The following is a 25,108-nucleotide window of genomic DNA, read 5'->3' on the forward strand; positions in this document are numbered from 1 at the left end:
ACCGCGACCCGGCCGTGGATCGCCCTGCCATCCCAACCACCCTCCTGCAGCCCGGTGACGCACGCGCCTGTCAGGGATAGATACGGGGTGTGGTTACACGCGGTTCGGTGCGCACGCCGTCACTCCGGCTTCTCCGGAGCGAACACCTCGATCGAGCCGTTCGATTCACGGACCTGCAGCCGCGGCAGGGGAGCCGGCGTGCGGGGCAGCTCGTGGGTCACGACCTCACCCTCGACACCGAAGGAGGTCGAATGGCACGGGCAGCGCAGGCGCGCCGCGGCCGCGTCCAGCCACAACCTGCACCCCTGGTGGGTGCAGATTCCCGACAACGCGTAGACGACCCCGTCGCGGCGGCGGAGGAAGCCGTTGACCGCGCCGAGTTCGAACGGTGCGGTCGCTCCGTCCGCGAGCTCGGCACTGGCGAGGACCGGCTGCCAGGTTCCGTGCGACGGTACGAGCGTCTGCTGTGCGGCGGGAACTTTCGGCTCGCCGGATCCGCTCAGCAGCGTGTGGTCGATCACCCCGCCCGCCGCGGCCGCGGCGGCGACCGAGGTGCCGATCAGCACGGTGCGCCGGGTGGGACGCCGCGTGCGCGCGCCCGGATCGGGGGCCGGCTCGTCGAGGTCCTCGGCCAGGCGATGGTGCAGCCGGGCGATGAACTCCTCGTCGGGGCTGCCCGCACCGGTCCGGGCCGACCGCAGCGCGATCGCGGCGCGGATCTGGGCGGCGTCGTCATCGTCGGGCCGGAAACCGCGCGGGCTGCGGCCGGCCAGGATGTCGTCGACGTAGCGCTCCACGTCTTTGCTGCTCACCGCGAGCCTCCTGATCCGGGACGGGCGGCCGATCGCAACGCCAGACGCTGGCGTGCCTCGGCCTCGGCAACGCTGACACCGAGCCGCGCCGCGGTATCGGCCATCGAAAGTCCTTGCAGGAAGCGCAATTCGAGGATGCGCCGATAGGGTTCCGGCAGTCCGGCGAGCAGATCACCGACCGCCGCGGCCGGCGTGGCCGAGGAGGTGCCGGGCGGCTCGGCGTCGATCACGGTGATCTCACGGCCCACCCGCGAAAGCCAGTAGCGGGCCAGCACCGAGCGCGCGGTATTCCGCAGCAGCACCGGAATCTGCGACGGTTGCGTATCGATGGGGGGTGCGCCGATGGGCGATGGTTCCAGCGCTGTCATGAACACCTCCGTCGTCAGCTCCTCGGCGTCGGGCGCGGCGCCCACCTTCGCGAGCATCAGCGCGTACACCCAGTCGACATGGCCGTGGAAGATCTCCTCCCAGTCGGCGTGGTCGTCACGAGACCGCGGCGCCGGTGTGGGCGCCGGCTCGGGCTGCCCGCTCATCTGCCGCCGCCCTTCCTCTCCGATGTCGCCGCGCTCGGTGCGGCCCGGTCCGGGACCGGCCGGGTCTGCGGAGACCGTGCCTGCCGAGAACTGTGCCGCCATCAATTAGATAGCAGGGCGGTTACACCCACCACCGGTTACGCGCCACGAGGCGGATCGAGTGCGACACCGCGTAACCACCACTCCTATCTGCAGGCACCACGACTGCGAGGAGTGAAGAACATGAACGTGGCATTCGGTATGCAGTGCACACGAGTAGCGGCGGCGGGCGTCGCCCTCGCCGGTGCGATCGCAACGGCCGCTCCTGGTGGCGCTGCCGGGTCGCTCGCCCGCGAGGCCGTCGAACCGGTTGCCGCGCAATGCCTCTGGGCCGACACCGCCCATCCGCGCGGAGATATCGTCACCGCGGGCGGGTGGAGTTACAGCTGCGGCGCCGACCCCGCCGGCGCGGCCCGGTGGATCCGCGAGGCGGCGTCGGCCGGTCCGAGCACGGTGCCCGATCCGGGTGCGGCGAGTGCGCCCGCCGGGCATTTCAGCGCGGGAGCCCGCCAACCCGGAACCGAATACACCGACTACTGCGTGGGCGACCAGCTGATCGAAGGACGCGACAACGTCGACGAAGTCGCCGCGAGCGGGGACGGTCTGCTGTTCTGGCGGCCGGTCGCGGCCGTGGATTCGTGGGCCTTCGACCCCGGCACCCACCCGGCGCCGCCGTCCGCGCGCGGTTCGAGCCTCTGCCGGGACAGTCAACTCCTCTGAGTTCACCGATGCCTCGGGGCCCGGCTGTGGCCGCCGGGTGAGCCCGGTCATGGGGTGCCCGGGTGCCGCCCGAGCATGGGCATCGGCACATCGGCGAGTGAACGACCGGCGTGCGGGTAATCGCATGGCCGAGCGGAGTTGTCGCGAGGCCGTGCCCTCGGGTCCGGCGGTCGCGACGGCTTCGGTGCGAAAAGTGCGGCGGCCGGCGACGTTCGCCCGGTTCGTGTCGATAGGACGCGAATCGGTGCGATCTCCGTAAGGTCGCCGGTGTCGACGAAAGGGGCCCTCCGGGATGTTCGAGCGGGTAGTGCAGAAGTCGGTGGAGACCTTCGTGCGGGCGGGGACGGGGGTGCAGGAGCCGCTGGCGGCCAAGTACGTCGACCGGTTGCGGCGCAAGCATCCGGAACGCACGCCGGAGGATATCGAGGCCGGTCTGCGGTGGCGCTATCTGGGCGCGGTGACCGTCAGCGGCACACTCGCGGGTCTGTCGGCCGCGGTGCCCGGTGTGGGCACGATCATCGGGCTGGCGGCCAGCGGCGTGGAATCGGTCTTCTTCATGGAGGCCTCGGCGTTCTACGCGGTCTCGGTGGGGGAGTTGCACGGGATGCGCGCGATGTCGCAGCAGCAGCGCCGGGCGCTCGTGGCGGCGGTGGTCCTGGGCGAGGGCGGTGCGCAGCTGCTCGGGAAGGGCGCTGGACAGTCGGCCAAGGATTGGGCCTCGGCGGTGGCGGACAGACTTCCGGTGGTCCGCTCGATCGACAACCCGATGGCGCGCAAGTTCATCATCGGCTTCATCGCCAAGCGCGGGGCGTTGCTGTTCGGCCGGGCGCTGCCCGCCGGCCTCGGCGCGATCATCGGCGGCACCGGTAACTACGCGCTCGGGCGGGCGGTGCTCGCGAACGCGGATCGCACCTTCGAATCGGCGCCCCCGTCCTGGCCCGACGACGTCCGGGCCGCCGTGTACGCCTGATTCCGACGTGCCCGAACGGTCCGCGAGCATGTCGGTGGGCTGGGCTAATGTGCCAGAGGTGAGCGAAACCGGGATCGAGGACGCACGTGCCGCCGAGGCGGCAGACGCCGCCGAGGCGGCCACGGCCGACGAGCGCACCGAATGGCAGCAGCTGGCCGAAGAGGTCCGCGAACACCAGTTCCGGTACTACGTACGCGATGCGCCGATCATCTCCGACGGCGAGTTCGACAAGCTGTTCCAGCGGCTGCTGGCGCTGGAGGAGGCGCATCCGGACCTGCGCACGCCGGACTCGCCGACGCAGCTGGTCGGCGGCGGCTTCGCCACCGAATTCACCGCGGTCGACCACCTCGAGCGCATGCTCTCGCTGGACAATGTCTTCGACGAGGACGAGATGCGCACCTGGATCAGCCGGGTGGTCGCCGAAACCGGCGCCGATACGCACTTCGTGTGCGAGGTGAAGATCGACGGTGTGGCGCTGAACCTCGTCTACGAGAACGGCCGTCTGGTGCGCGGCGCCACCCGTGGCGACGGCCGCACCGGTGAGGACGTCACCCTCAACGCGCGCACGATCGAGGACATTCCCGAACAGCTCACGCCCACAACGGAATTCCCGATTCCCGAACTGCTCGAGGTTCGTGGCGAGGTCTACTTCCGGCTCGAGGACTTCGAGAACCTGAACGCGGCGATTGTCGCCGAGGGCAAGCCGCCGTACGCGAATCCGCGCAACACCGCCGCCGGATCGCTGCGGCAGAAGGATCCGGCGGTCACCTCCCGGCGCCGGCTGCGCATGATCTGCCACGGCTTCGGCCGGATGGTCGGATTCCGCCCGTCCTCGCAGTACGAGGCCTATCAGGCGCTGGCGGCCTGGGGGCTGCCCGTCTCGGCGCACACCGTGCGCGTGCAGGGTGCCGACGCGGTGGTCGAACGCATTCGCTACTGGGGAGAGCACCGCCACGACATCGAGCACGAAATCGACGGCCAGGTGATCAAGGTCGACGAGTTCACGCTGCAACGCCGCCTCGGCAGCACCTCGCGCGCCCCGCGCTGGGCCATCGCCTACAAGTACCCGCCCGAGGAGGCCACCACCCGCCTGCTCGACATCCAGGTCAACGTCGGCCGCACCGGCCGGGTCACGCCGTTCGCGGTGATGGAACCGGTGACCGTCGCCGGTTCCACGGTCGCGATGGCGACGCTGCACAACGCCTCGGAGGTCGAGCGCAAGGGTGTGCTGATCGGCGATACCGTCACCATCCGCAAGGCCGGCGATGTCATTCCCGAGGTGCTCGGCCCGGTGGTCGACGTGCGCGACGGCAGCGAACGGCGTTTCGTCATGCCCACCCACTGCCCGGAATGTGGCACCGAGCTCGCTCCCGAGAAGGAGGGCGATGCCGATATCCGCTGCCCGAACCAGCGGCACTGCCCCGCGCAGCTGCGGGAGCGGGTGTTCCACATGGCCGGGCGCGGCGCCTTCGATATCGAGGCACTGGGCTACGAGGCGGCGATCGACCTGCTGAAGTCGGGCGCGATCTCGGACGAGGGCGATCTGTTCGACCTGAGCGAGGAGAAACTGCTCGGCACAACGCTTTTCGTCAACAAGAGCGGCACGCTCTCGGCCAACGGCAAACGCCTGCTGCAGAATCTGGACGCCGCGAAGGACCGTCCGCTGTGGCGGGTGCTGGTGGCCTTGTCCATCCGCCATGTCGGGCCGACCGCGGCGCGCGCTTTGGCTGCCGAGCTGGGCAGTATGGCGGCGATCGAGGAGGCGTCGGCCGAGGCGCTGGCGGCGGTCGACGGCGTCGGCCCGACCATCGCGGCCGCGGTGAAGGAATGGTTCACCGTCGACTGGCACCGCACCATCGTCGAGAAGTGGCGTGCGGCCGGGGTGCGGATGGAGGACGAGCGCGACGAATCGATCGAACGCAATCTCGAGGGGTTGTCGATCGTGGTCACCGGCTCCCTGCAAGGGTTCTCCCGCGACGAGGCCAAGGAAGCGATCCTGGTGCGCGGCGGCAAGGCGGCCGGATCCGTCTCGAAGAAAACCGCTTTCGTGGTGATCGGTGATTCCCCGGGGTCCAAGGCGGCCAAGGCGGAGGAACTCGGCGTGCCCATTCTTGACGAGGACGGGTTCCGCATGTTGCTGGCGGAGGGGCCCGATGCGGTGCGGCCGGAGCCGGATACCGAGGACGAATCGGACTGAGCATGGATCAGTGGGATATGCGGGTGCGGATTCGCCGCGCCCGCCCGGACGATTTCGCCGCGATCGCACAGCTGACGGTCGACACCTACGTCGGCGAGGGGCACGTGCACCCCGAAAGCCCCTACGTGGCCGAACTTTCCGATACCGAGACCAGAGCGCGCGAAGCCGAGGTACTCGTCGCCGAGCGCGAGGGGGACCTGCTCGGTTCGCTGACCATCGCGCGGCCCGGCACCCCGTACGCGGATATCGCACGGGTGGGTGAGCTGGAGTTCCGCATGCTCGCGGTCGCCAAGCGCGCCCGCGGCGCCGGTGTCGGCACCGCCCTGGTCCGCACCGTCGTCGAAACGGCCCGGGCGGAGAGCTTCGCCGCCGTCGTATTGACCACGATGCCCGGGATGGCCGACGCCCGGCGCATCTACGAGCGGATGGGTTTCGGCCATGTGCCGCAACGGGATTGGCACACCGACGCCGGGCTGCCGCTCACCGTGATGCGGCTGGAACTCACGACCGGCGCGTAGGCAATTCCGGCGCGCGGCGAGCAGGGGCCGCTACCGGCTCCTGCTCGCCGAAGACGCTGCGCCGCAAACGGTTCAGCTCAGTACGGTGGCGACGATGCCCGCCAGATAACCCAGCCGCGCGACCTCGGACGGACGGAAATCCGGCCCGCCGGGGCGGCCGAGCAGTAGCGCCTTACCGGTGTTGCCGAGCGGGGCGGCCGCCAGTTTGGTGTCCATGTCCCGCCAGATCTGCGGGACCCAGTCGGCCTCGGGATCGAGGGCCGTCGGCTTCTCGAGTGGCATCCACGGCACACTGCCGGCCTGCGTCTCGGGTGCGCTGGCGCTGCCGACCAGACGCTGGCCGCCGTGCGGCCCCAGATCCATCACGGTGCTCCATCCGACCTGCAGGACGCGCGGGACGCCGTCGACCAGCACCTGCAACCGGTCGTCGCGCGCGGTGGCGACCTGGTCGATCAGCTCCAGTTCACGATGGGTGTCGAGAATGCCGGAATAGGGACGCAGCGAATCGACCCGCACATCGGCGAGCGATTCGGCCGCGGTGATCAACGTGTCGGGCAGTGCACCCGACGGAACTTCCACCACCAGATCGTCGATCGCATATCCTGCGCCGCGTTCGACGACATCCAGCGAGAGGATGTCGGCGCCGACGGAGCCCAGCGCTACTGCGAGTGAACCGAGACTTCCTGGGCGATCCGGAAGCTGCACGCGAAGCAGATATGACACGTGCTTGCCTTCCTTTCCTGTGCGACCGAGACTTTCGGACGTATACCCGAGTCTCGCAATACTTACACCCACTGCTTCCAGCAAACGATTCGAAGCGGGGGCAGTGAGGTACGCCACATCCATTGTCGGCCGAACCCCGGGTGCCGTGCCAGTGCCGTTCCGATGACGTTGTGATGTCAACCTTGTTTCCGGCGAGCACCGGTACGAACAGCGCAGCCCGACCGTGACCGGATGGCTACAACGCGCACCCATTAGGCTGTCCCATGCGCAGCGCCCTGCGCCATCGACACGCACCAACCTGCCGAAAGGGGATTCGCGGTGTCCGCCATCTCCCGCGACGAGGTCGCACACCTCGCCCGGTTGTCCCGGCTCGCCCTCACCGACGAAGAGCTCGATCTGTATGCCGGTCAGCTGGATTCGATCCTGAGTCACGTGCAGGTCATCACCGAGGTCGCCGCCGACGTACCGGCCACCGCGTCGCCGAACCCGACCGCCAACGTCACCCGCCCGGACGTGGTCGTCCCCGGGCTCAGCCCGGACGAGGCGCTGTCCGGTGCTCCCGCGGTCGACGAGCAGCGGTTCATGGTTCCGCAGATCCTGGGAGAAGGCGAGTAATGAGCGGCGATCTGACGAAACTGTCCGCGGCCGAGCTGGCGGAGAAGATCCACGGGCGCGAGCTGTCCTCGGTGCAGGTCACCGAGGCGCATCTGCAGCGCATCGCCGAGGTCGACGGTGAACTGAACGCCTTCCTGCATGTGGCCGGCGAGCAGGCGCTGGCGACGGCCGCCGAGGTCGACGCCGCGATCGCCGCAGGCACCGTGGCCTCGCCGCTGGCGGGAGTTCCGTTGGCGCTCAAGGACGTTTTCACCACCACGGATATGCCGACCACCTGCGCGTCGAAAATTCTCGAGGGCTGGGTGTCGCCCTACGACGCGACCGTGACGGCCAAGTTGCGCGCCGCCGGCATCCCGATCCTGGGCAAGACGAACATGGACGAGTTCGCGATGGGTTCGTCCACCGAGAACTCCGCCTACGGCCCCACCCGCAACCCGTGGGACACCAGCCGCATCCCCGGCGGTTCCGGCGGCGGTTCGGCGGCGGCCCTGGCCTCCTATCAGGCGCCGCTGGCGATCGGCACCGACACCGGCGGTTCCATCCGTCAGCCCGCCGCGGTCACCGCGACCGTCGGCACCAAGCCGACCTACGGCACCGTGTCCCGCTACGGCCTGGTCGCCTGCGCGTCGTCGCTGGACCAGGGCGGCCCGTGCGGCCGCACCGTGCTCGACACCGCCTTGCTGCACGAGGTGATCGCCGGTTACGACCCGAAGGACTCGACCTCGCGCGATGTGCCGGTTCCGGCGCTCGTGGAGGCCGCTCGCGCGGGTGCGCGCGGCGATCTGGCCGGGGTGAAGGTCGGCGTGGTCAAGGAACTGCATTCCGACAGCTACCAGCCGGGCGTGCTCGCCTCCTTCGATGCCGCGGTGGCGCAGCTGAAGGATCTGGGCGCCGAAGTGGTCGAGGTGTCGTGCCCGCACTTCGAATACGCGCTGGCGTCCTACTACCTGATCCTGCCGAGTGAGGTGTCGTCCAATCTGGCTCGGTTCGACGCCATGCGGTACGGCCTGCGCGTCGGCGACGACGGCAGCCACTCCGCGGAGCAGGTCATGTCGCTGACCCGTGAGGCGGGATTCGGTCCGGAAGTCAAGCGCCGCATCATGATCGGCACCTACGCGCTCTCGGCCGGATATTACGACGCCTACTACGGTCAGGCGCTGAAGGTGCGCACCCTGATCGCGCAGGACTTCGACAAGGCCTACGAGAGCGTCGATGTGCTGGTCTCGCCGACCAGCCCGTTCACGCCGTGGAAGCTGGGGGAGAAGGTGAACGATCCGCTGGCGATGTACCTGTCGGACCTGTGCACGCTCCCGACCAACCTGGCCGGGCACTGCGCCATGTCGGTGCCGTCGGGACTGTCCGCCGACGACGGCCTGCCGGTGGGCCTGCAGATCATGGCGCCGGCACTGGCCGACGACCGGCTCTACCGCGTGGGCGCCGCCTACGAGGCCGCGCGCGGTCCGATCGCCTGAGCGCAGCCGATCGGCGGGCTCGTTCCTGCCAGGATGCGTCGATGCGGCGGCGTACCGAAGAGGTCACGCCGCCGCGCCGATCGCCGGGTTACGGCCGCGGCCACGGGCGGCCGTCGAGCCGCTCGATATCGGTGTTGAAGCGCTGCAGATAGTCGGCGAAGCGCGCGACGTCGTCGGGGGACCAGCCCTCCAGAACGCGGCCCAGGCCTTCGATATTGGCGTTGCGTTCGGCGTCGAGGTTCTCCTCGCCGGCCGGTGTGATGCGGAACTTGCGGGCCATCCCGCCCTCGGGATCGGGGATCCGCTCGACATGTCCGGCGCGCAGCAGCGCCGCCGTCTGCCGGTTCAGCGTGGAGGCGTCGAGGCCGAACGCCTCGCTGAGCTGACCGATCGACATCGGGCCCTCGATGGCGAGGCGGCTGAGCAGCACGTAGGCGCTGCGATCGAGGCGGGTGCCGTCGCGGCGATAGCGCGGGTGAAGGGTGTAGCGGCCGAGCAGCATGGTCTCGAATTCCACCAGATTCGTGGGCTTGTCCATGCCGTCCTTCCGCCGATTTACAGTTCTGACCTGCGAGAACCGGTATAGCACACGTCCGGGTCCGGGCGGGCACGGTGGTCGGCTGGGTGGGAGCCGGTGCCGTGGCCGCCCCGGCCGCCGTCATCGACGTCAGCAGCTCCCGAGGGCGGTGCCCTGGTCCGATCCGTAGCGGTGGCCGTGGCCGGGGCCCGGGGCGAGGGCGGAGAGCATATCGGCGGTGGTCTGCACCCAGCTCAGCCCCGGCAGCCACATCGGGTGTGGTGCGTCGTGGCGGGTCCCGATGAGATCGGGTGCGCGCCAGAGCAATCGCGGCGACCACTGCACCACCGGATCGGAGGAGTTGGCGAGGACGGTGGCGCCGCCGCGGTGCACCGCCGATGCCGGTGGGCCCGCCCACAGTGCGCCGCAGACCCGGGCGCGTTCGTCGCGATCGTCGGCGAAGATCGCGCTGCCCGCGGTCGCGCCCAGGCTCTGGCCGTAGACGTAGAGCTTCGGCGGATGGGCCAGGCCGGCCAGGTGTCGTTCGATTCCGGTGAACAGCGCCCGTGCCGAGCGTTCGGCGTCGGCCCGGGCGAACAGGAAGGTCGCCCAGCTGGGAGCCTGCGAATACTGCATGCCGACCAGCGTCGCGTCGCCGTCGAACCGCTCGTCCAGGCCGCGGGCGGCGCCGGCGTCGATCCAGCCCGATCCGGTCGGCACCATCATCACGAGGTGCCCGCGGTCGAATCCGCCGGATCGCTCGATCTCCCGAATCGCCAGCGCGACACGAGAATCGAGATCCGGTGCCGAGTCGAGACCGATGTAGACGCGCACCGACCGGCCGCGTTCGGCGACGAATTTGCGCCCCTCCGCTCCGAGCGAGGCCCAGCTCACCGCCGATTCCGGACTGCCCGAGCGGGTGTAGGAGACCGGCCGCACCACTGTCGGGTCCATGGCGGCGTCGGCCGAGGCGAATGCCGAGCGCTGCCAATTCACGATGGCCGGAAGCAGGGCGAACTGGCAGGCGAGGACGGTGGCGGTGACCAGTGCCGCCGCCCGCAGTCGCCCCACATACCGTGCCGCCCAGCGCAAGCCGCGCAGGATGAGCAGGATCGGCACGACCACCGCGACGACGCCGATCGCCCAGTGCAGCCAGTACCGCGCACCGACCGGCGGAAAATTCATGGCCGCCCGCAGCCGGTTCTGCCAGTACCAGGCGTGGATGAGAGTGGCACCGGTGATGGCACAGCACGCGATCACGATCGCATTCCGGAACCGCCTCGTCCGCGCGTCCGTGTCGATCGCCCAGTGTCCCAACACCTTCCGGCCGAGTCCCGCCACACCCAGCGCGATGAGCACCAGCAGGGCGGTGAGCAACGCCTGCGCGACCGAGGTGCGCGGAAGCAGCCCCGGCGCCAGCGACGCGGAAACTCCCGCCGCCGAGGCCATCAGGGTGCCGGTCCGAGGCGTGCCCATGGTGACGAGACGGCGGATCGCCGTGCCGAGTGCATGCCGCGCGCGCTCGGACGAGTGGGAAGACCGTGTCGTGGCGGTCGTCTCGCCGGGTGACGATGGTACGAAACATGTTCGGACGGTGGCGTCGGGGACACCGATCGACGACGAAGTGCCCTGTGCGCCAGTGGTAGCGGCGGGATGGAGTGAACGCTTCCGCGTCGATCGGTGGTTACCGTTCGTGCCAGGGCCAGGGCCAGGGCCAGGGCCAGGGCTTGTGCCCGGCGTTGCTGTCCTTCGTCGGTCGCTGGCCGGTTGGGTTCGCGAAATCTCTCGTCGCGCGCCCGGACGCCGCAACGGTGAAAGTTCCAGCGCCGTAACGGCCGGCCACGCCCGCTCGGCCGCCCATCCGCCGGCGCCGCCTCCCGCCGCGGCTGTCGCCGGGGCGCCAAGCCACAGGCCGATCCCGTCGACACCCCGCACGGTAAAGCTGCGTAGCTGAACAGCGTTGCGCGACAGCCATTCGCGCGCGCTTCGGGCGGTCCGCGACGCGGCCACACCGATGCGTACGGCGGGGAGAATGCGCCGATCGTGATTGCCGATACTTCCACCCGAGCGCCGGCACCAACTGCGCCTGGCCGATGCGCGACGAGAATCCGACCACGGCGACCACCGATTCGCCGGTGGCGCTGTGCATTGTCCTTCCCGACGCGGCCGGATGGTGCGGCGGACGATGGCGAACACCGCCGCCACCATCAGCAGCACCAAGGCGAGCCGGGCCAGGACGTGGACCATCTGCGGTCCGAGTTCCGTTCCGGACAGCTCTCGGCCGAACAAATATTCGGGCATCGGCGCGGCGTAGTTCTGGCGGCGGGAGTTCAGATCCACCGCCGCGGTGGCGATCGTCGCCATCGTGGTGCAACGGGTGCGGGCGAGCGGATCGCCGCGCGTATCGCAGGCGGCGAACATGCGGCTTTCGAGAGCGTTGTCGATGGCTCGGCGCGCCCACGGACCGAGCGGATGGCCGCGGACTTTGGCGTAGCGCAGCAGGTCGTAGCCGAGGTCGTGGGCCTTGCAGGCGGTGTCGAATTCGGCGGGCAGCGGAATCGGCGAGGAGCACTCACCGGACGGGTCGACCGGCATACCGGCCGCTTGAACCGGCCGATAACCCTGTGTCGCAGGGAAATCCGCGGGAATCACCGCCAGCTCCGGCCGGTCACCGGTCAGCGCGCGCACCGCATCCCGCGCGGCCGTGTTCTCCGGCGCGGGGCCGACCTCGGCCGCCTCCGCCGCCGGCGACAACGACACCAGGACCGCGATCACCGCCGCGACAACGGCGACGATCGCGCGTAAATACTCACGCCGCCAATGCCTTTCGCTACCCGTCCCGGCCGGCAACGGCATCACCGGCGCCGACTCACCGTCGTGCCCGCGCCACGTCCGACGGCCGTCGCGGCCCGGCCCGGCGTCGACCGCCGTGATCCCGCTGTCCCCGCGCGGCGACCCACCCGCATCCGCAATATCGCTCATGGCGGTTGAAGGTAGAAATCGGGAACCGGCGCACACCTCCCGCTGCGGATCGATTTCGGCACCGCTACCGGGGTGCGCGCGGGCAGCGGTGTCATACCGGGGTAGGGGGTGGGATGTCGATCCCGGGGGTGAGGACGGATCGGCGGCGACTTCCTAGGCTCGTCACCATGACACGGGCGATACGAGTGGCGCGGCAGGCGCGGGCGGCGGCGCGAACTCCGGGCCGGGCGCGGCTGTGGTTCGACATGGCGACGGTGGTGGTCATCGGAACGCTGTTCGCGGTCGGCTGGCCCACCCTGCACCTCACCCATCAGGTGCCGGCCGGCGCGCAGCCGTTCATCGCCGCGCTGGCCGTATTCCCGCTGGCGCTGATCCGCGTCAATCCGTCTCTGGGCTGGGCCATCTCCGCCGGCGCGGCCTTGCTGATCGCGCTGGCCATCCCGCATCAGCCCGGCAATGATCTGCCGTTCCAGGTCGTCCACATCCTGGTGTTGTTCGCGTTGCTGTTCGCGGTGGCGGTGCGGGCGCCGATGCAGATCGTGCTGATCGCCTGGATCGCGTCGTCCCTGCTGTTCGCGACCACCATGGCGGGAACCAGCTCCTTCGCGGAGGCGGGGTTCGGCTGGCCGCTGGCGATGACCGGGCTGGTCGGATTCGGTCTGCTGGTGCGCTGGCTGGTGCTGTCGCGGCAGGCGCTGGTGCGCCAGGAGGAGCAGAACGAACTGGAACGAGCCCGCCGCGCGATCCTCGAGGAAAAGGCCCGCATCGCGCGCGATCTGCACGATGTGGTCGCCCACCACATGTCGATGGTCGTGGTACAGGCGCAGACCGCGCCCTATCGGGTGCCGGACGTGTCCGAGGCGGCCCGCGCGGAATTCGATTCCATCGGCGCGTCCGCCCGGGAGGCGCTCAACGAGATTCGCAGCATGCTCGGCGTCCTGCGCAGCGACGGTCAGCTGCCCGAACACGCCCCGCAGCCGGTCGCCGCCGACGTGGTGTCGATGTTGGACGGCGTGCGCCGCGCGGGCGTGCACATCGACTGGACCATCGACGGTCCGCTGGCCACGGTCCCCGATACCGTCGGCCTCGCGCTGTACCGGATCGTGCAGGAGTCGCTGTCGAACGTGTCCCGGCATGCGCCGGGGGCGGCGGTCACCGTGACCGTGACGGTGACCGCGCAGGCGGTGGAGGTTCTGGTGGCCAACGACGCCGGGACGGGCGGGGCGCCGGTGGGGAGTTCGGACGGCAGCGGCATCTCCGGTATGCGCGCCCGGGCGGAATCCATCGGCGGCATGCTGGCCGCCGGCCCGCGCTCCGAAGGTGGCTTCCAGGTGTATGCGCGGTTACCGATCCACGTCGAGGAAGGAACCGTCGAGGCAGCCGCCGCGACCGCGCTGCCGGGCGCGCGGAACTGAGCCGGCCGTCGTGTAAGACTTAGCGGCGATGCTCACCTATTTCCAAGCCATCGTGATCGGCGCGCTGCAGGGCGTCACCGAATTGTTCCCCATCTCCAGCCTGGGCCATTCCGTGCTGGTGCCGGCCTGGCTGGGCGGCAGCTGGGAGAAACTGGTCACCGAGGGCGACTCCGACAACGGCACCCCGTACCTGGCCTTCGTGGTCGCCCTGCACGTGGCGACCGCGATCGCGCTGCTGGGCTATTACTGGCGGGATTGGCGCGACATCATCGTCGGCTTCGTGACCACGCTGCGCACCCGGCGTATCGAGACCTCGTCGCAGCGGCTGGCCTGGTTGATCGTGCTGGCGACCATTCCCGTCGGGGTGCTCGGCCTGCTGCTGGAACATCCGCTGCGCACGATGTTCGCGACGCCGATCTACGCGAGCATCTTCCTCACCCTCAACGGTGTGGTGCTGATCGTCGGCGAGGGCCTGCGGCGGCGCAACGCACCCTCGCTGGCCGAATACGGTCGCCGCTTCGCCGCTGACGAGGCGCGCGCCGATGCACAGGCACGGGGCGTGGCGCTCCAAGAGGATCTCGAGGTCCCCTCCGACGAGCGGCTGGCGGCGCTGTCGGTCAAGGACGCCCTCGGTATCGGCCTGGCCCAATCCGGTGCGCTGCTGGCCGGATTCAGCCGCTCCGGCCTGACCATGGTCGGTGGTCTGCTGCGCGGACTCGATCACGAGGACACCGCGAAATTCGCCTTCCTGCTCGCCACTCCGGTGATCCTGGCCGCGGGTGTGCTGAAGCTACCGGAACTGGCCGGTCCGGAGGCCGCCGGAATCCACGGTCAGGCGCTGGTCGGCGCGATCGTCGCCGGCCTCGCGGCGTGGTTCGCGGTGCGATTCCTGGAGCGGTTCTTCAAGTCCCGCACGCTGCTGCCGTTCGCGGTCTACTGCTTGGTGGCGGGGCTGCTGTCGATCATCAGATTCCTCTGAGGCGGATATGCCCATCACCGTATTGATCGCCGACGATCAGGCGATGGTCCGGCAGGGGTTCGGCGCGCTGCTGGCCGCCCAGCCCGATATCAGCGTCATCGGCGACGCGGCCAACGGCGCGATCGCGGTGGCCGAGGCCAAACGGCTGCGACCCGATGTGGTGCTGATGGATGTGCGCATGCCGGAGATGAACGGGCTCGAGGCGGCGCGCGCCATTCTGGCCGCCGGATTCGATCCGCCGGTGCGCGTGCTGATGCTGACCACCTTCGATATCGACGACTACGTGTACGAGGCATTGGGCCTGGGCGCCAGCGGATTCCTTCTCAAGGACGCACCCGCGGACGAATTGGTGCGCGCGGTGCGCGTCGTGGCCGAGGGGCAGGCGCTGCTCGCGCCGACGGTCACCCGCCGGTTGATCGCCGATGTCACTCGCCGTCGCGCCCGCCCCAAACCCGCCCCCGCCCTGAACGCGCTGACCCCGCGCGAACGCGAAGTACTCGAGCTGATCGCCAAGGGCATGTCGAACACCGAGATCGCCGAGGCGCTGTTCGTCGCCGAGCAGACCGTGAAAACCCATGTGTCCAAGGTGTTTTCCAAACTCGATCTGCGTGATCGCGCGCAAGCCGTGGTGATCGCCTACGAATCCGGCCTGGTCACGCCGGGTTGAGCGATCCGGGTAGGATCGCGACCTGGTACGTCGCCGGAAGGGGGAACGTAGGTGTTGAACAACGGTGACGTGTTCGCCGGCTTCACCGTGGAGCGACTGCTCGGTCAAGGGGGGATGGGATCGGTCTATCTGGCGCGGCATCCGCGTCTGCCCCGGTTGACCGCGCTGAAACTGCTGAATCGTGAGCTGTACACCGATGCCGAGATCCGCGCCCGCTTCGAACGCGAGGCCGATCTGTGCGCACAACTCGACCATCCCGGCATCGTCGCCGTCTACGACCGCGGCGTCGAGGACGATCAGCTGTGGATCTGCATGCAATACGTGGACGGTGTCGACGCCGCCACCGTGAATCCGCTGACCCTGCCGCCGGAGCGGGCGGTGCAGATCGTCGAAGGTGTCGCCGACGCACTGGATTACGCCCACGGCAACGGTGTGCTGCACCGAGATGTGAAGCCCGCCAACATCCTGCTGGCCCGGGCGGTGAGCGGCAAGGGTGAGCGGGTCTTTCTCACCGATTTCGGAATCGCCCGGCTGCGTGAGGATTCCACGCACCTCACCCAGGCCGGCATGTTCACCGCCACCCTGGCCTACGCCTCACCGGAACAGATGACCGGTGTCGAACTCGACCACCGCTCCGATCAGTATTCGCTGGCGTGCGCCCTCTACTGGCTGCTCACCGGAACCGGGCCGTTCGACTCCGAACATCCCACCGAAGTGATCCGCGGCCACCTGCAACTGCCGGTCCCGCCCGCCAGTGCGCGGCGCGCCGGACTGTCCCCGGCGATGGACGGGGTGATCGCCCGCGCCATGGCCAAGCGAGCGTCCGAAAGATTCGGCAGCTGTATGGAATTCGCGGCCGCGGCGCGGGCGGCGCTGAACGCGCCCGCGGGGATGCCGACGACGAGTGGTGCGGCTCCGACACTCATCCGGCCGGGCGGGCCGTCGCCCGTGCAGCCGAACTCGCCGCGAGTGCCCGCCGGACCGCATCCCGGTACCCACACGCAGGGATACCCGCCGGCGAACGGTGCTCGCGTGCCCGCCGGACCGCATCCCGCCACCCATACGCAGGGATACCCGCCGGCGAACGGTGCTCGCGTGCCTACCGTGGTTCCCATTGGGGGACAGCATTATTCGCCGGCCGCGAATAACGCCGGCCCGGCGAATGCCGCGTCCGCTCGGGCGCCGATGCCGGCCGCGACACACTCTCCCGCAGGGTATTCCGCGCCGCCGCCCGGCTACCCGCCCGCCCCGGGCTCGGGCTACCGGCCGCAGCCGCCGAAGCGCTCGCGCGCGATGGTGGCCGCGATCATCGTCGCCGTGCTGGTGGTGGTGGCCATCGTCGTCGCGGTCGTCGTGGTTGTGTTGCAGAAGAATTCGAAGGGCAACGATTTCGCCGCCATGAAGTCGACCTTCCCGCAGTTGGTGAAGCCTTCGGCGACGGGCAGCAGTGGCGACGGATACGACGGTCAGTCCTGTTTCCGTGAGACCGACGGCAAGACTCTGCGCACGCCGGGCGACGCCGCCGATCTCCGTCTGGGTTCGTGGACAGCGGCCTGGGACTGCTGGGGAGCGGTGGACAAGCCCGAATACGCCATCCTGTCCTACGACTCGTCATCGGATTCGCAACGCGTGATCGCGGGGTTGCCCGCCAACCGGAAGGGAGCGGGCGTCACGGGTAGCGACATCGAATATGACAGCTACATGTGGAAGACGGCCGACTCCGCGATCCCGAACGAATTCTGGAAGGTCATCGCCTTCCGGGATTCGACGCGGTCGAGGTATCTGATCGTCGCGCACAACCAGTACTGGCCCAGCTTGCAGGAGGGCAAGACGTACCAGGAGTTCGACACCTGGTGCAACGAGATGCCCATGGCCTAGGCAAGCTGGGCCGCCGGGTCCGCCGGCGGACCTCGCTCATCCGAAGAACGCGGCGGCTTCCCCGTGCCGGTCGTTCGGCACCAGTTTGAGCTGCTTCGTCGCCTCCGCCAGCGACACCAGGCCGATCTCGGTGCCGTGCAACGCCACCATCTGGCCGAACCGGCCGTCGTGGACCGCTTCGGCGGCGTGCAGGCCGAAACGGGTCGCGAGCACCCGGTCGTAGGCGGTGGGTTTGCCGCCGCGCTGGACGTGGCCCAGTACCGTGGTGCGGACCTCCTTGCCGATGCGGCGTTCGATCTCCACGCCCAGTTGGTGGGCGACACCGGTGAACCGTTCGTGTCCGTATTCGTCGACCCCGCCCTCGCGCAGGTGGAACGAGCCCTCGGCGGGTTTGGCGCCCTCGGCGACCACGCAGATGAAATGCGAATCACCGCGTTGGAAGCGGCGTTTGATCATGGTGCACACCTCGTCGACGTCGAAGGGCACCTCCGGGACGAGGGTGAGGTGGGCGCCGGAGGCGATGCCGGAATTCATCGCGATCCACCCGGCGTGGCGGCCCATCACCTCCACCAGCATGACGCGCTGATGCGATTCCGCGGTGGTGTGCAGCCGGTCGATGGCGTCGGTGGCGATGCTGACGGCGGTGTCGTGGCCGAAAGTGGTGTCGGTGCAGTCGATGTCGTTGTCGATGGTCTTCGGCACGCCGACCACCGGCACACCTTCGTCGGAGAGCCAGTGCGCGGCGGTGAGGGTGCCCTCGCCGCCGATCGGGATGAGGGCGTCGATGCCGTTGTCGTCGAGGGTGCGTTTGATGCGGCCCAGTCCCTCGAGCAGCACGTCGGGATTGGTGCGGGCGGTGCCGAGCATGGTGCCGCCCTTGGTGAGCAGCCGGTCGGTGCGGTCGTCGTTGTGGATGTGGATCTTGCGATCCTCCAGTAACCCGCGCCAACCGTCCTGGAAGCCGACGATCGCGTCACCGTAGCGGCCGTTCGCAGTGCGAACGACAGCTCGGATGACCGCGTTCAAGCCTGGGCAGTCCCCGCCTCCGGTCAAGACTCCGATGCGCATGCCGCTATCTTGCCGCGCCCGGGCGCGCGGCGCAGCCCCGCCCCCGTTAACCGGCGGTTACAGCAACCGGCTACCACAGACAGGAGTCACTGCGCGGGCGCGCAGATGTTATTGCGCGGGCGCGCAGTGTCTGTTATTGCGCGGGCGCGCAGTGTCCGGCCGGAAGGTCGTCGAGATGTTTGGTGATCAGGCCCGCCATCTTGTTGAGAATCTGGGTGCCGTCGTCGAAGGTGCCCGAGGTCGCCTGGGCGGCAAGGGAAATGGCGACGTCGCCGTTGGGTGTGGTCAGCAGGCCGAATTGACGGACCAGGTAGTTGCCGCTCGGATCCGGCCCCCAGCCACCTTTGAAACGGGTGTTGTCCAGATGTCCGAGGCCCCACTGCTGGCCCCAGACCACCTTGCCCATCAGTGTGGTCACGGTGTCGGCGTCGGGCAGGCAGGGCAGCCGCGACGCCCAGCGCACCTGGTCGGCCAGTGACCAGTCGGCCTGCCCGAACGCGGAGTACTCGGCACGCGAGCGGGTCGCGGGGACGGTCGTGGTGGTGTCGCCCCCTTCGCGCAGCACCGACTGCACCGCTTTGGCCGCCGCGTCGGGTGCGCCCAGCGCCTGCCACAGCCCGTCGGCCGCGGAGTTGTCGGACTCGGTGATGGCCGCCGACATCTGATACGTGCTGGTGTTGCCGTTGGTGCGCAGAACGGCAAGGGTCAGCGGGACTTTCATCGTCGACCAGGACGGCCCGGTGGTCCAATCGCCCATCTGTGCGGTGCGCTGGCCGCCGACCGCCATGATCGCCATGCCGGCGCGTCCGTCCAGACTCGGTCGCAGTGCGGTGAAATCGGCTGCCAGCGAACCCGGCAGCGCGAACATCGTGACAGGAGCGGACGAGGTGCTCGCCCGGGTCGTCGTGGTCGCCGCGGGGGTGTCGGTGGCGTTCGAGCAGGCCGCCGGGCTCAGTAACAGGCTCGCCCCGAGCAGCGCTGCCGCGCAGCGGCACACTCGAAAAGCCATGGCCCGCTTCGTGCTCGGCCGGAGTGCGTGCACCCGTTCACCTCCACATCGTGCGGACGGCCCCGCACGGCACCATCCGTCAGACGAGGAATTGTGTGCGGTCGCGGCCCGCGGGTCAAATGCGAGGACCGTCGGCGGCGCATATGAGACGACTGCGCAATCACCGCTCGCATTCTCCGCCGTGCAGTTCGTGCACGTGTTCGGACAGCAGCGCCGACATCCGGTCCATCATTTCGACCGCATCATCATAGGATCCCGAATCCGGTTGTGCCGCAAGAGCTACCGCGAGCTGCCCGGACCAGGTGGGCACCAGGCCGAACTGGCGGACCAGATAGGCTCCGGTGTCGTCGTCGGGTCCCCAGCCGCCCTTGTACTCGGCGCCGACGAACGAACCCAGGCCCCAGCTCTGGCTGTCGGTGATCTGCTGCATCAGATCCACCACCCGCGAGGCGTTGTGCAGGCACGGCAGCCGCGCGGCGAAGCGCAGCTGATCGACCAGACTCCATGGGGTGGCGCCGAAAACCATCGGGTCGTCGATGGATTGGCGCGCATCCGGATTATGCCGGTCGGCGACATCGGTGGTGGTGTCGCCGGCCTCGCGCAGCACCGCCTCGACCGCTTCGGCCGCGGGTTCGCCGCCACCCAGCGCGATCCAGAGTGCTTGCGCCGCATCGTTGTCCGAGGCGGTGATGGCGGCCTGGGCGACATCGGCCAGTCCCACCGGATCCCGCCGCAGCGCCGCGAGGGCGAGGGGCACCTTGATCGTCGACCAGGCGACCCCCGTGGTCCAGTCGCCGAGGGTGATCACGTGGTCGCCACCCACGGCCATCACCGCCAGGCCCATGCGGCCCGGTAGCTGCGCGCGCAGATTGGCGAAACCGGCCACCAGACCGCTGGGCAGGGTGAGCGTCGAGCGGGGAACGGGCGCCGGACGCACCATTTCGGTGGCCGGCGGCCGGGCCGGGCCCGGGTCGGTGCTGACCGCGGCACCGTGTGCCGCGCACGCCGAAACGAGAAGTGTGACAACTGCCAAGAACAACCGCCGCCGACCCTGGCGCCCGGTGGGCGTCGGGTCAGTAGACATAGACCACCGCGTTGTCACCGCCCGTACAGGTGACGACCTTTCCCGAGCTGGTGCAGGTCATCGGATAGGACCGGCCCGTCACCGGACTCACCGCGATGATCGAGGTGCTGGTCTCGGCGGTGGCCGCGCTGGTCGCGCCGTGCGATTCGGCCGCCTGCGCGTAGGCCTTGCGCACCGCTTCCGCGAAACCGCAAGAGGTCACCGAGGATCCGGTCGCGGTCTTGCCGAACGAGCCCTGCGACGTCGATGTCTGCGAGCACGGGGTCGCGCCGACCGGAAGGTTGGCCGACGTGCCGGTCGTGGTCGGCGCCGCGGTCGTGCTCGGTGCGGAGCTGGTCGCCGGTTGCTGGGCGGTCACCGCCGGGGCGGCGGGCGCCGCCGCGGTGGCCGGGTGATCGTTGCTGCCCGACGAGCCGAAGACCTGCCAGCCGACGATGCCGAGGCCGGCCAGGACCACCGCACTCAGGACGCCGAGAACGACCGGAACCGCGACCGATCGCGAGCGCTTCGCCGGGCGTGCGTCTTCCGAACCCGTTGCCGCGAAGGCGAATTCGTCATCGTAGTCGTCGTCGGCGTAACGGTCGTCGGCGTATCGGTCGTCGTCGGCGTACCGGGTGTCGGCGTATCGGTCGTCCTCGTCGTAGCGAGCGTCGTCGCGGAAGCGCAGATCGTCGTCGTAGCGGGTGTCGTCGCCGTAGTCCTCGTCGCCCGGCCGGGCGACGTCGAGGAACTGGGTATCGCCCGCTGCCTCGGCGACGGTGCCGAACTGCGAGACGTCGAGGAAACGGGTGTTGTCCTCGACACCGGGGACGCGATCGGTGCCGCCGGTGCGGAACTGGGAGACGTCGATCAGTTCGGTCTTCTCACCGGGCCGCAGATCCGCATCCGATCCCAGGGCGGTGTCGGCACCGGATCGCGCCGTCACCTCGGGATCGTTGCTGAACTGCGCCGGGTCGAGCAGTTGGGTGCGGTATTCGGAACCCGGTGTCGAATCCTGCTCGGCCACGGGCTGTTCGGTGCGGTCGCGAGTCTCCTCGCCGCCGATCACGCCGTACGCGCGGGTCGGTTCGGCCGTGCGAGGCACGATCGGTTCTGCCGCCTGCCGTGCCGATCCGGCCGCAGGCGGCTTGCGCATCGGCAGGCTCGGCAGCGTCGCCGGCTTCGACTGCGCCGCAGCGGATTCGGCGGGCAGCTCGAAGTGGAATTCGCCCGGATCGACCAGCGTCGGATCGGCGGGCCGGATGATCGGCAGATCGCCGGACGTATCGCGCTCGTCCTTGCTCGGCGGCGGGATGATGCGCAGCGTGCCCGTGGTCTCGTACGCGCGAGACGTGGCCGCGGGGGGGTCGGCCGGCCGGTTCGCTTCGGCCGGGCCGTCCTGGACCGGGCCGGCTCCCGAGGCGGCTGAAACAGGCTGTGCCGCAGCGGCATTCGCGGCGTCCGTGGACGCGTCGGCCCCGCCCGCGGCAGTGTCACCCGCGGCGGCGGAGCTGCGTGGCTGGAAGTTTGCCGCGATCGTCGGTCCGTCCGGTCCGAACGGCTGGAACGTCGTCGGCTCCGGCGTGCGGCGGTAGTCGTTGTCCCGTGCCGCCGCCACGGACACCGGGTCCGGACCGTCGGACGGGTTCCCGCCGCGCGGGGTGTTCGCGAGCAGTTCCGCGCCGAACACCTTCGGTGTCCCGGAATCGAATAGCGTCCCGGCGGTACTCGAGTCGGCGGGCATCCGGCCGCCCAGCCCCAGCGCCGCGCGGGCGGCGGCCGCGAACTGTCCGGCGGTCTGGTACCGGTCGGCGGGCGCCTTCGCCATCGCGCGCGCGATCACGTCGTCGATCGCCTCGGGCACGCCCGCGCGAACGGCGCTGGCTCGCGGCGGTGGTTCCGACAGATGCGACCGGATCAGCACACTGACGCTCTCGGCGGGGAACGGCGTCGCACCGGTCAGGCATTCGTGCAGGACACAGGCCAGCGAATAGATGTCGGCGCGGGCGGTCACGGGCCCGGAATCGAATCGCTCCGGCGCCATGTAGGTGTAGGAACCGGCGGCGTGGCTGCCCGTGGTGTGCGGGTTGTCGCCCTCGTCGCGGGCGATGCCGAAGTCGGTGAGATACGCGAAGTCGGCCGGGGTGACGAGGATATTGGCCGGTTTCACATCCCGATGGACCAGCCCGGCCGCATGGGCCGCATCCAGCGCGGCGGCCACCTGCTCGACGATCGCCACCGCGCGGTCGGTATCGAGCTTGCCCTGCCGGCGCAGCAGGGTGCGCAGGTTCTCACCGCGCACCAGCCGCATATCCAGGAACAGGGACCCACCGGTCTCGCCCCAGTCGTGGATCGGGATGATGTGCGGTTCGGCCAGCCGCGCCGCTGCCTGCGATTCGCGGCGGAAGCGTTCCTGATAGATCGCGTCCTGCGCGAGCTGTTCGGGCAGAATCTTGAGCGCGACGACGCGATCCCTACCGGTATCGAACGCCTCGTACACCTCGCCCATACCGCCACGACCGAGCAGCGAGCGCACCTCGTACGGGCCGAATCTGGTGCCGACCCGTGACCTCGGCACATCCACCGGTGAACCTCCAACTCCTGGGCAAGGTGGCCAACCTGCCCGGCGCCGCACCGGGTTGCCTGCCCCTCAGAACGCCGATTCTCCGGGTGCGACCACGCCGTGGTCAAACGCGAAGACGATCGCGGCGGCCCTGTCCCGTAACCCTAGCTTGCCGAAAATGTGTCCGACGTGGCTCTTTACCGTTACTTCGGAGATGCCGAGTTCGCCGGCGATCTCGGAGTTGACCCGCCCGCGGCCGATCAGTTTGAGCACCTCGAGTTCGCGAGCGGTCAGCTCCGCCATGCGCGAGCGGGTGTCCGCGGGGACCGGCCGCGCCGTCCGATAGGCCGAGAGCACCCGGCCGGTGACGGACGGATCGAGCCAGGAGCCGCCCTCGGCCACGGTGCGCACCGCGCGGATCAGATCCTCGGCGGGGGAGTCCTTGAGGATGAATCCCGCCGCACCGGCCCGCAGCGCACCCGAGAGCAGATGGTCGTCGTCGAAGGTGGTGAGGACCAGCACCGGCGGCGCGTCCGGACGGGTCCGCAGCCGCCGCGTCGCATCGATGCCGCCGACCCGCTTCATCCGCAGATCCATCAGCACCACGTCCGGACGGTGTTCGGTCAAGGCGGCCGGCACCTCGTCGCCGTCGCCGCATTCGGTGACCACGAAGCCGTCGCGGCGGCGCAGGATCCGGCGCAACCCGCCGCGCACGAGTTCCTGATCGTCGACGACGAGCACGGTGGTGGTGGCGGTATCGGTCTCGGTCTCGGTGAGCGGGATCTGACCCGGGTTCACAAGCCCTCCTGTGTTCTGCGGGACACCCGCACCCGGTCGGACCGGCGAGCGGCTGCGCGAGTGTGTCTCACCGGTCCTCCTGGCGTTTGCGGGTGAGCGAGGTGATCGCGTCGCGCACCATCGTCAAGGGATCGTCGAGTCCGCTCACCGGGCAGACCTCGTCGGGAGCGAGGGGGATGCGGGCGCGCACCTGCCAGTACTCGCCCGATCGGCCGGCCGACAGGTTGCCGTTCAGGGTGGCCGTGCGCTGGCGCATGCCGCTGATTCCCATCCCGCGGCCGGTGCGCGGGGCCGGGCCCTGTGGCAGCGTATTGCGCGCGCGCACGGTCACTTCGCCCGGAGTCACGGCGATCTCGAGGGACGCTTGCGCGCCGGGAGCGTGTTTGGCGATATTCGACAGCGATTCCTGGCTGATCCGATACAGCGCCAGGCCGGTCGACGCGGACACCGCCGCGGTGTCGCCGATGAGGTGGTAGGTCACCGGCAGCCCGGCGCCGACGAAATCGGAGACCAGATCGGCGATGTCCTCGAGCCCCGGTTCGGGCGTCATCGCGGAGGGGCGCTGATCGAGCAGGCCGACGGTGTGCCGGATATCGGCCATGGCTTGGCGGCCGAGGCGTTCGGCATCGCCGAGTGCGTCGATGGCCTCGTCGACATCGCGATCGGTCTCGAGCGCGTGCCGGGCCGCGGTCAGGTGCAGCAGGGTGACGCTGAGGGAATGGGCGATCACGTCGTGGACCTCGCGGGCGATCCGGCGGCGTTCGTCGTCGGCCGCCTGCGCGGAGCGGATGGCCTGATTCTCGCGTTCCTGATCCAGCGACTGCCGCTGGAACTGCAGCATCAGACCGACCATCCAGCCCAGCACGATCGCGACGACGTACACCTGCACCAGTTCGGCGGAGCCCAGGGCGTAGAAGACGACGATCTCGGCGACCGCGGCGATCATCCAGAACAGGCTGACCCGTTTCGGCGCGATCGCCCCGATCATGCCGACCATCACGGTCAACACCAGGGGCGAACAGTCGGGCGAGACCGGCTGCAGCAGGAACAGCGCCTGAGCGGTGAGCGCGGACAGTCCGAACACCGCCGGCTTCGGGGGCAGATCGAAGAAGAACAGCAGCGGGTAGCAGGCGAACAGCAACGCCACCGCGAGGAAGGGCACCCCCGTCGAGAAGTATTGGCTGCGCAGCGCCGCGGCCGCGACCGCCGACACCACGACCGCGATATCCGCGGTGACGACCACCGAGACGGGATAGCCGTAGGACATCTCCTCGACCCGTCGCCGCAACGTGCCGGCCGGATCGTGCACGAGATCCAGGAGTCGCCGCGCGACCCGCCCCAGCGCCAGGCGTGTCCGGCCCGGGCGCCGCGGTGCGTGCGGCGATACCTCCGCACGGTCGTCGGCGCTGGTCAGGTCCATGACAGTCAGGCTAGTCGCCGACGGGTGCTCGCTGCATCGTTCCCGGAAAGGGCCCACGCTCCTACCGTGGTAGGACGCGAAGTCTCGTCTGCGGCACGACGTATCCGCGGTGCCGTCTCCGTAGCGTGAGTCGCACAGTGTCCGGCGGAA

Annotated in this window: 21 protein-coding genes; 10 read left to right on the top strand and 11 right to left on the bottom strand. The window is 69.6% G+C overall.

The window, feature by feature from the left end; genetic code table 11:
- Positions 1–119 precede the first annotated feature (119 nt).
- Together IRT45_RS30170 and IRT45_RS30175 are read right to left on the bottom strand one after the other, a co-directional pair.
- The gene (locus tag IRT45_RS30170; protein WP_194809214.1) at positions 120–812 is read right to left on the bottom strand and encodes a Rieske (2Fe-2S) protein; all 693 of its coding nucleotides are present in this window, start codon (positions 810–812) and stop codon (positions 120–122) included.
- On the bottom strand, positions 809–1,447 hold the full coding sequence (locus IRT45_RS30175) for an RNA polymerase sigma factor (RefSeq protein ID WP_228535520.1): 639 nt from the start codon (positions 1,445–1,447) through the stop codon (positions 809–811). The genes IRT45_RS30170 and IRT45_RS30175 overlap by 4 nt, the downstream gene beginning before the upstream one ends.
- 120 nt (positions 1,448–1,567) lie before the next feature.
- On the opposite strand from IRT45_RS30175, the gene IRT45_RS30180 reads away from it, so the two are divergent.
- From IRT45_RS30180 to IRT45_RS30195, 4 genes are all read left to right on the top strand, one after another.
- Positions 1,568–2,104, top strand: coding sequence for a hypothetical protein (locus tag IRT45_RS30180; RefSeq protein ID WP_194809215.1), 537 nt, complete (start codon positions 1,568–1,570; stop codon positions 2,102–2,104).
- A gap of 292 nt (positions 2,105–2,396) precedes the next feature.
- Positions 2,397–3,074: a hypothetical protein gene (locus IRT45_RS30185; RefSeq protein ID WP_194809216.1), complete on the top strand. Its 678-nt coding sequence runs from the start codon at positions 2,397–2,399 to the stop codon at positions 3,072–3,074.
- A gap of 58 nt (positions 3,075–3,132) precedes the next feature.
- Positions 3,133–5,271 (top strand): NAD-dependent DNA ligase LigA, encoded by a 2,139-nt coding sequence (ligA, locus tag IRT45_RS30190; RefSeq protein WP_309241219.1) that lies wholly within the window; start codon positions 3,133–3,135, stop codon positions 5,269–5,271.
- A 2-nt stretch (positions 5,272–5,273) separates the two neighbouring features.
- On the top strand, positions 5,274–5,789 hold the full coding sequence (locus IRT45_RS30195; RefSeq protein WP_194809217.1) for a GNAT family N-acetyltransferase: 516 nt from the start codon (positions 5,274–5,276) through the stop codon (positions 5,787–5,789).
- Between the two features lie 72 nt (positions 5,790–5,861).
- On the opposite strand, the gene IRT45_RS30200 is transcribed toward IRT45_RS30195, so the two are convergent.
- Positions 5,862–6,512 (bottom strand): amino acid-binding protein, encoded by a 651-nt coding sequence (locus tag IRT45_RS30200; protein ID WP_194809218.1) that lies wholly within the window; start codon positions 6,510–6,512, stop codon positions 5,862–5,864.
- A gap of 318 nt (positions 6,513–6,830) precedes the next feature.
- Between IRT45_RS30200 and gatC the strand changes: the two genes are divergently transcribed.
- Positions 6,831–7,127, top strand: coding sequence for an Asp-tRNA(Asn)/Glu-tRNA(Gln) amidotransferase subunit GatC (gene gatC / locus IRT45_RS30205; protein WP_036503944.1), 297 nt, complete (start codon positions 6,831–6,833; stop codon positions 7,125–7,127).
- Positions 7,127–8,599, top strand: coding sequence for an Asp-tRNA(Asn)/Glu-tRNA(Gln) amidotransferase subunit GatA (gatA, locus tag IRT45_RS30210; protein WP_194809219.1), 1,473 nt, complete (start codon positions 7,127–7,129; stop codon positions 8,597–8,599). Before gatC ends, gatA begins: the two co-directional genes overlap by 1 nt.
- Before the next feature lie 88 nt (positions 8,600–8,687).
- Here the strand turns inward: gatA and IRT45_RS30215 are convergent, their stop codons facing one another.
- Both IRT45_RS30215 and IRT45_RS37235 read right to left on the bottom strand, forming a co-directional pair.
- Complete coding sequence (locus IRT45_RS30215; protein ID WP_194809220.1) at positions 8,688–9,137, bottom strand: MarR family winged helix-turn-helix transcriptional regulator; 450 nt, start codon at positions 9,135–9,137, stop codon at positions 8,688–8,690.
- Positions 9,138–9,266: 129 nt separating this feature from the next.
- Complete coding sequence (locus IRT45_RS37235; protein WP_228535522.1) at positions 9,267–12,098, bottom strand: alpha/beta-hydrolase family protein; 2,832 nt, start codon at positions 12,096–12,098, stop codon at positions 9,267–9,269.
- Positions 12,099–12,265: 167 nt separating this feature from the next.
- On the opposite strand from IRT45_RS37235, the gene IRT45_RS30225 reads away from it, so the two are divergent.
- The 4 genes from IRT45_RS30225 to IRT45_RS30240 are packed head-to-tail and all read left to right on the top strand — an operon-like array spanning position 12,266 to position 17,037.
- Entirely contained in the window at positions 12,266–13,513 is a 1,248-nt protein-coding gene (locus IRT45_RS30225; RefSeq protein WP_194809221.1) for a sensor histidine kinase, read from the top strand.
- 28 nt (positions 13,514–13,541) lie between these two features.
- Positions 13,542–14,492 carry an undecaprenyl-diphosphate phosphatase gene (locus IRT45_RS30230; protein ID WP_106957611.1) on the top strand — a complete coding sequence of 317 codons (951 nt, stop codon included), beginning with the start codon at positions 13,542–13,544 and terminating at the stop codon, positions 14,490–14,492.
- Positions 14,493–14,499: 7 nt separating this feature from the next.
- Positions 14,500–15,159 carry a response regulator transcription factor gene (locus IRT45_RS30235; protein WP_036503935.1) on the top strand — a complete coding sequence of 220 codons (660 nt, stop codon included), beginning with the start codon at positions 14,500–14,502 and terminating at the stop codon, positions 15,157–15,159.
- A 51-nt stretch (positions 15,160–15,210) separates the two neighbouring features.
- Positions 15,211–17,037, top strand: coding sequence for a serine/threonine-protein kinase (locus IRT45_RS30240; RefSeq protein WP_194809222.1), 1,827 nt, complete (start codon positions 15,211–15,213; stop codon positions 17,035–17,037).
- A gap of 36 nt (positions 17,038–17,073) precedes the next feature.
- On the opposite strand, the gene IRT45_RS30245 is transcribed toward IRT45_RS30240, so the two are convergent.
- The 6 genes from IRT45_RS30245 to IRT45_RS30270 all read right to left on the bottom strand — a co-directional run bounded on the left by IRT45_RS30245 (position 17,074) and on the right by IRT45_RS30270 (position 24,958).
- A complete protein-coding gene (locus tag IRT45_RS30245) occupies positions 17,074–18,105 on the bottom strand; it encodes an ATP-dependent 6-phosphofructokinase (protein ID WP_039779926.1) in 1,032 nt (343 codons plus the stop codon).
- 133 nt (positions 18,106–18,238) lie between these two features.
- Complete coding sequence (locus tag IRT45_RS30250; protein WP_194809223.1) at positions 18,239–19,114, bottom strand: hypothetical protein; 876 nt, start codon at positions 19,112–19,114, stop codon at positions 18,239–18,241.
- Positions 19,115–19,274: 160 nt separating this feature from the next.
- The gene (locus IRT45_RS30255) at positions 19,275–20,147 is read right to left on the bottom strand and encodes a hypothetical protein (protein ID WP_228535524.1); all 873 of its coding nucleotides are present in this window, start codon (positions 20,145–20,147) and stop codon (positions 19,275–19,277) included.
- 40 nt (positions 20,148–20,187) lie between these two features.
- On the bottom strand, positions 20,188–22,761 hold the full coding sequence (locus IRT45_RS38110; protein ID WP_375540171.1) for a serine/threonine-protein kinase: 2,574 nt from the start codon (positions 22,759–22,761) through the stop codon (positions 20,188–20,190).
- 66 nt (positions 22,762–22,827) lie between these two features.
- Positions 22,828–23,481, bottom strand: a complete 654-nt coding sequence (locus IRT45_RS30265; protein WP_039779931.1) for a response regulator transcription factor — start codon at positions 23,479–23,481, stop codon at positions 22,828–22,830.
- A gap of 124 nt (positions 23,482–23,605) precedes the next feature.
- On the bottom strand, positions 23,606–24,958 hold the full coding sequence (locus IRT45_RS30270) for a sensor histidine kinase (protein WP_194809225.1): 1,353 nt from the start codon (positions 24,956–24,958) through the stop codon (positions 23,606–23,608).
- Between the last annotated feature and the right edge of the window lie 150 nt (positions 24,959–25,108).

This window comes from Nocardia sp. BSTN01 (assembly GCF_015354405.1).
In the GTDB taxonomy this organism is placed as follows: domain Bacteria; phylum Actinomycetota; class Actinomycetes; order Mycobacteriales; family Mycobacteriaceae; genus Nocardia.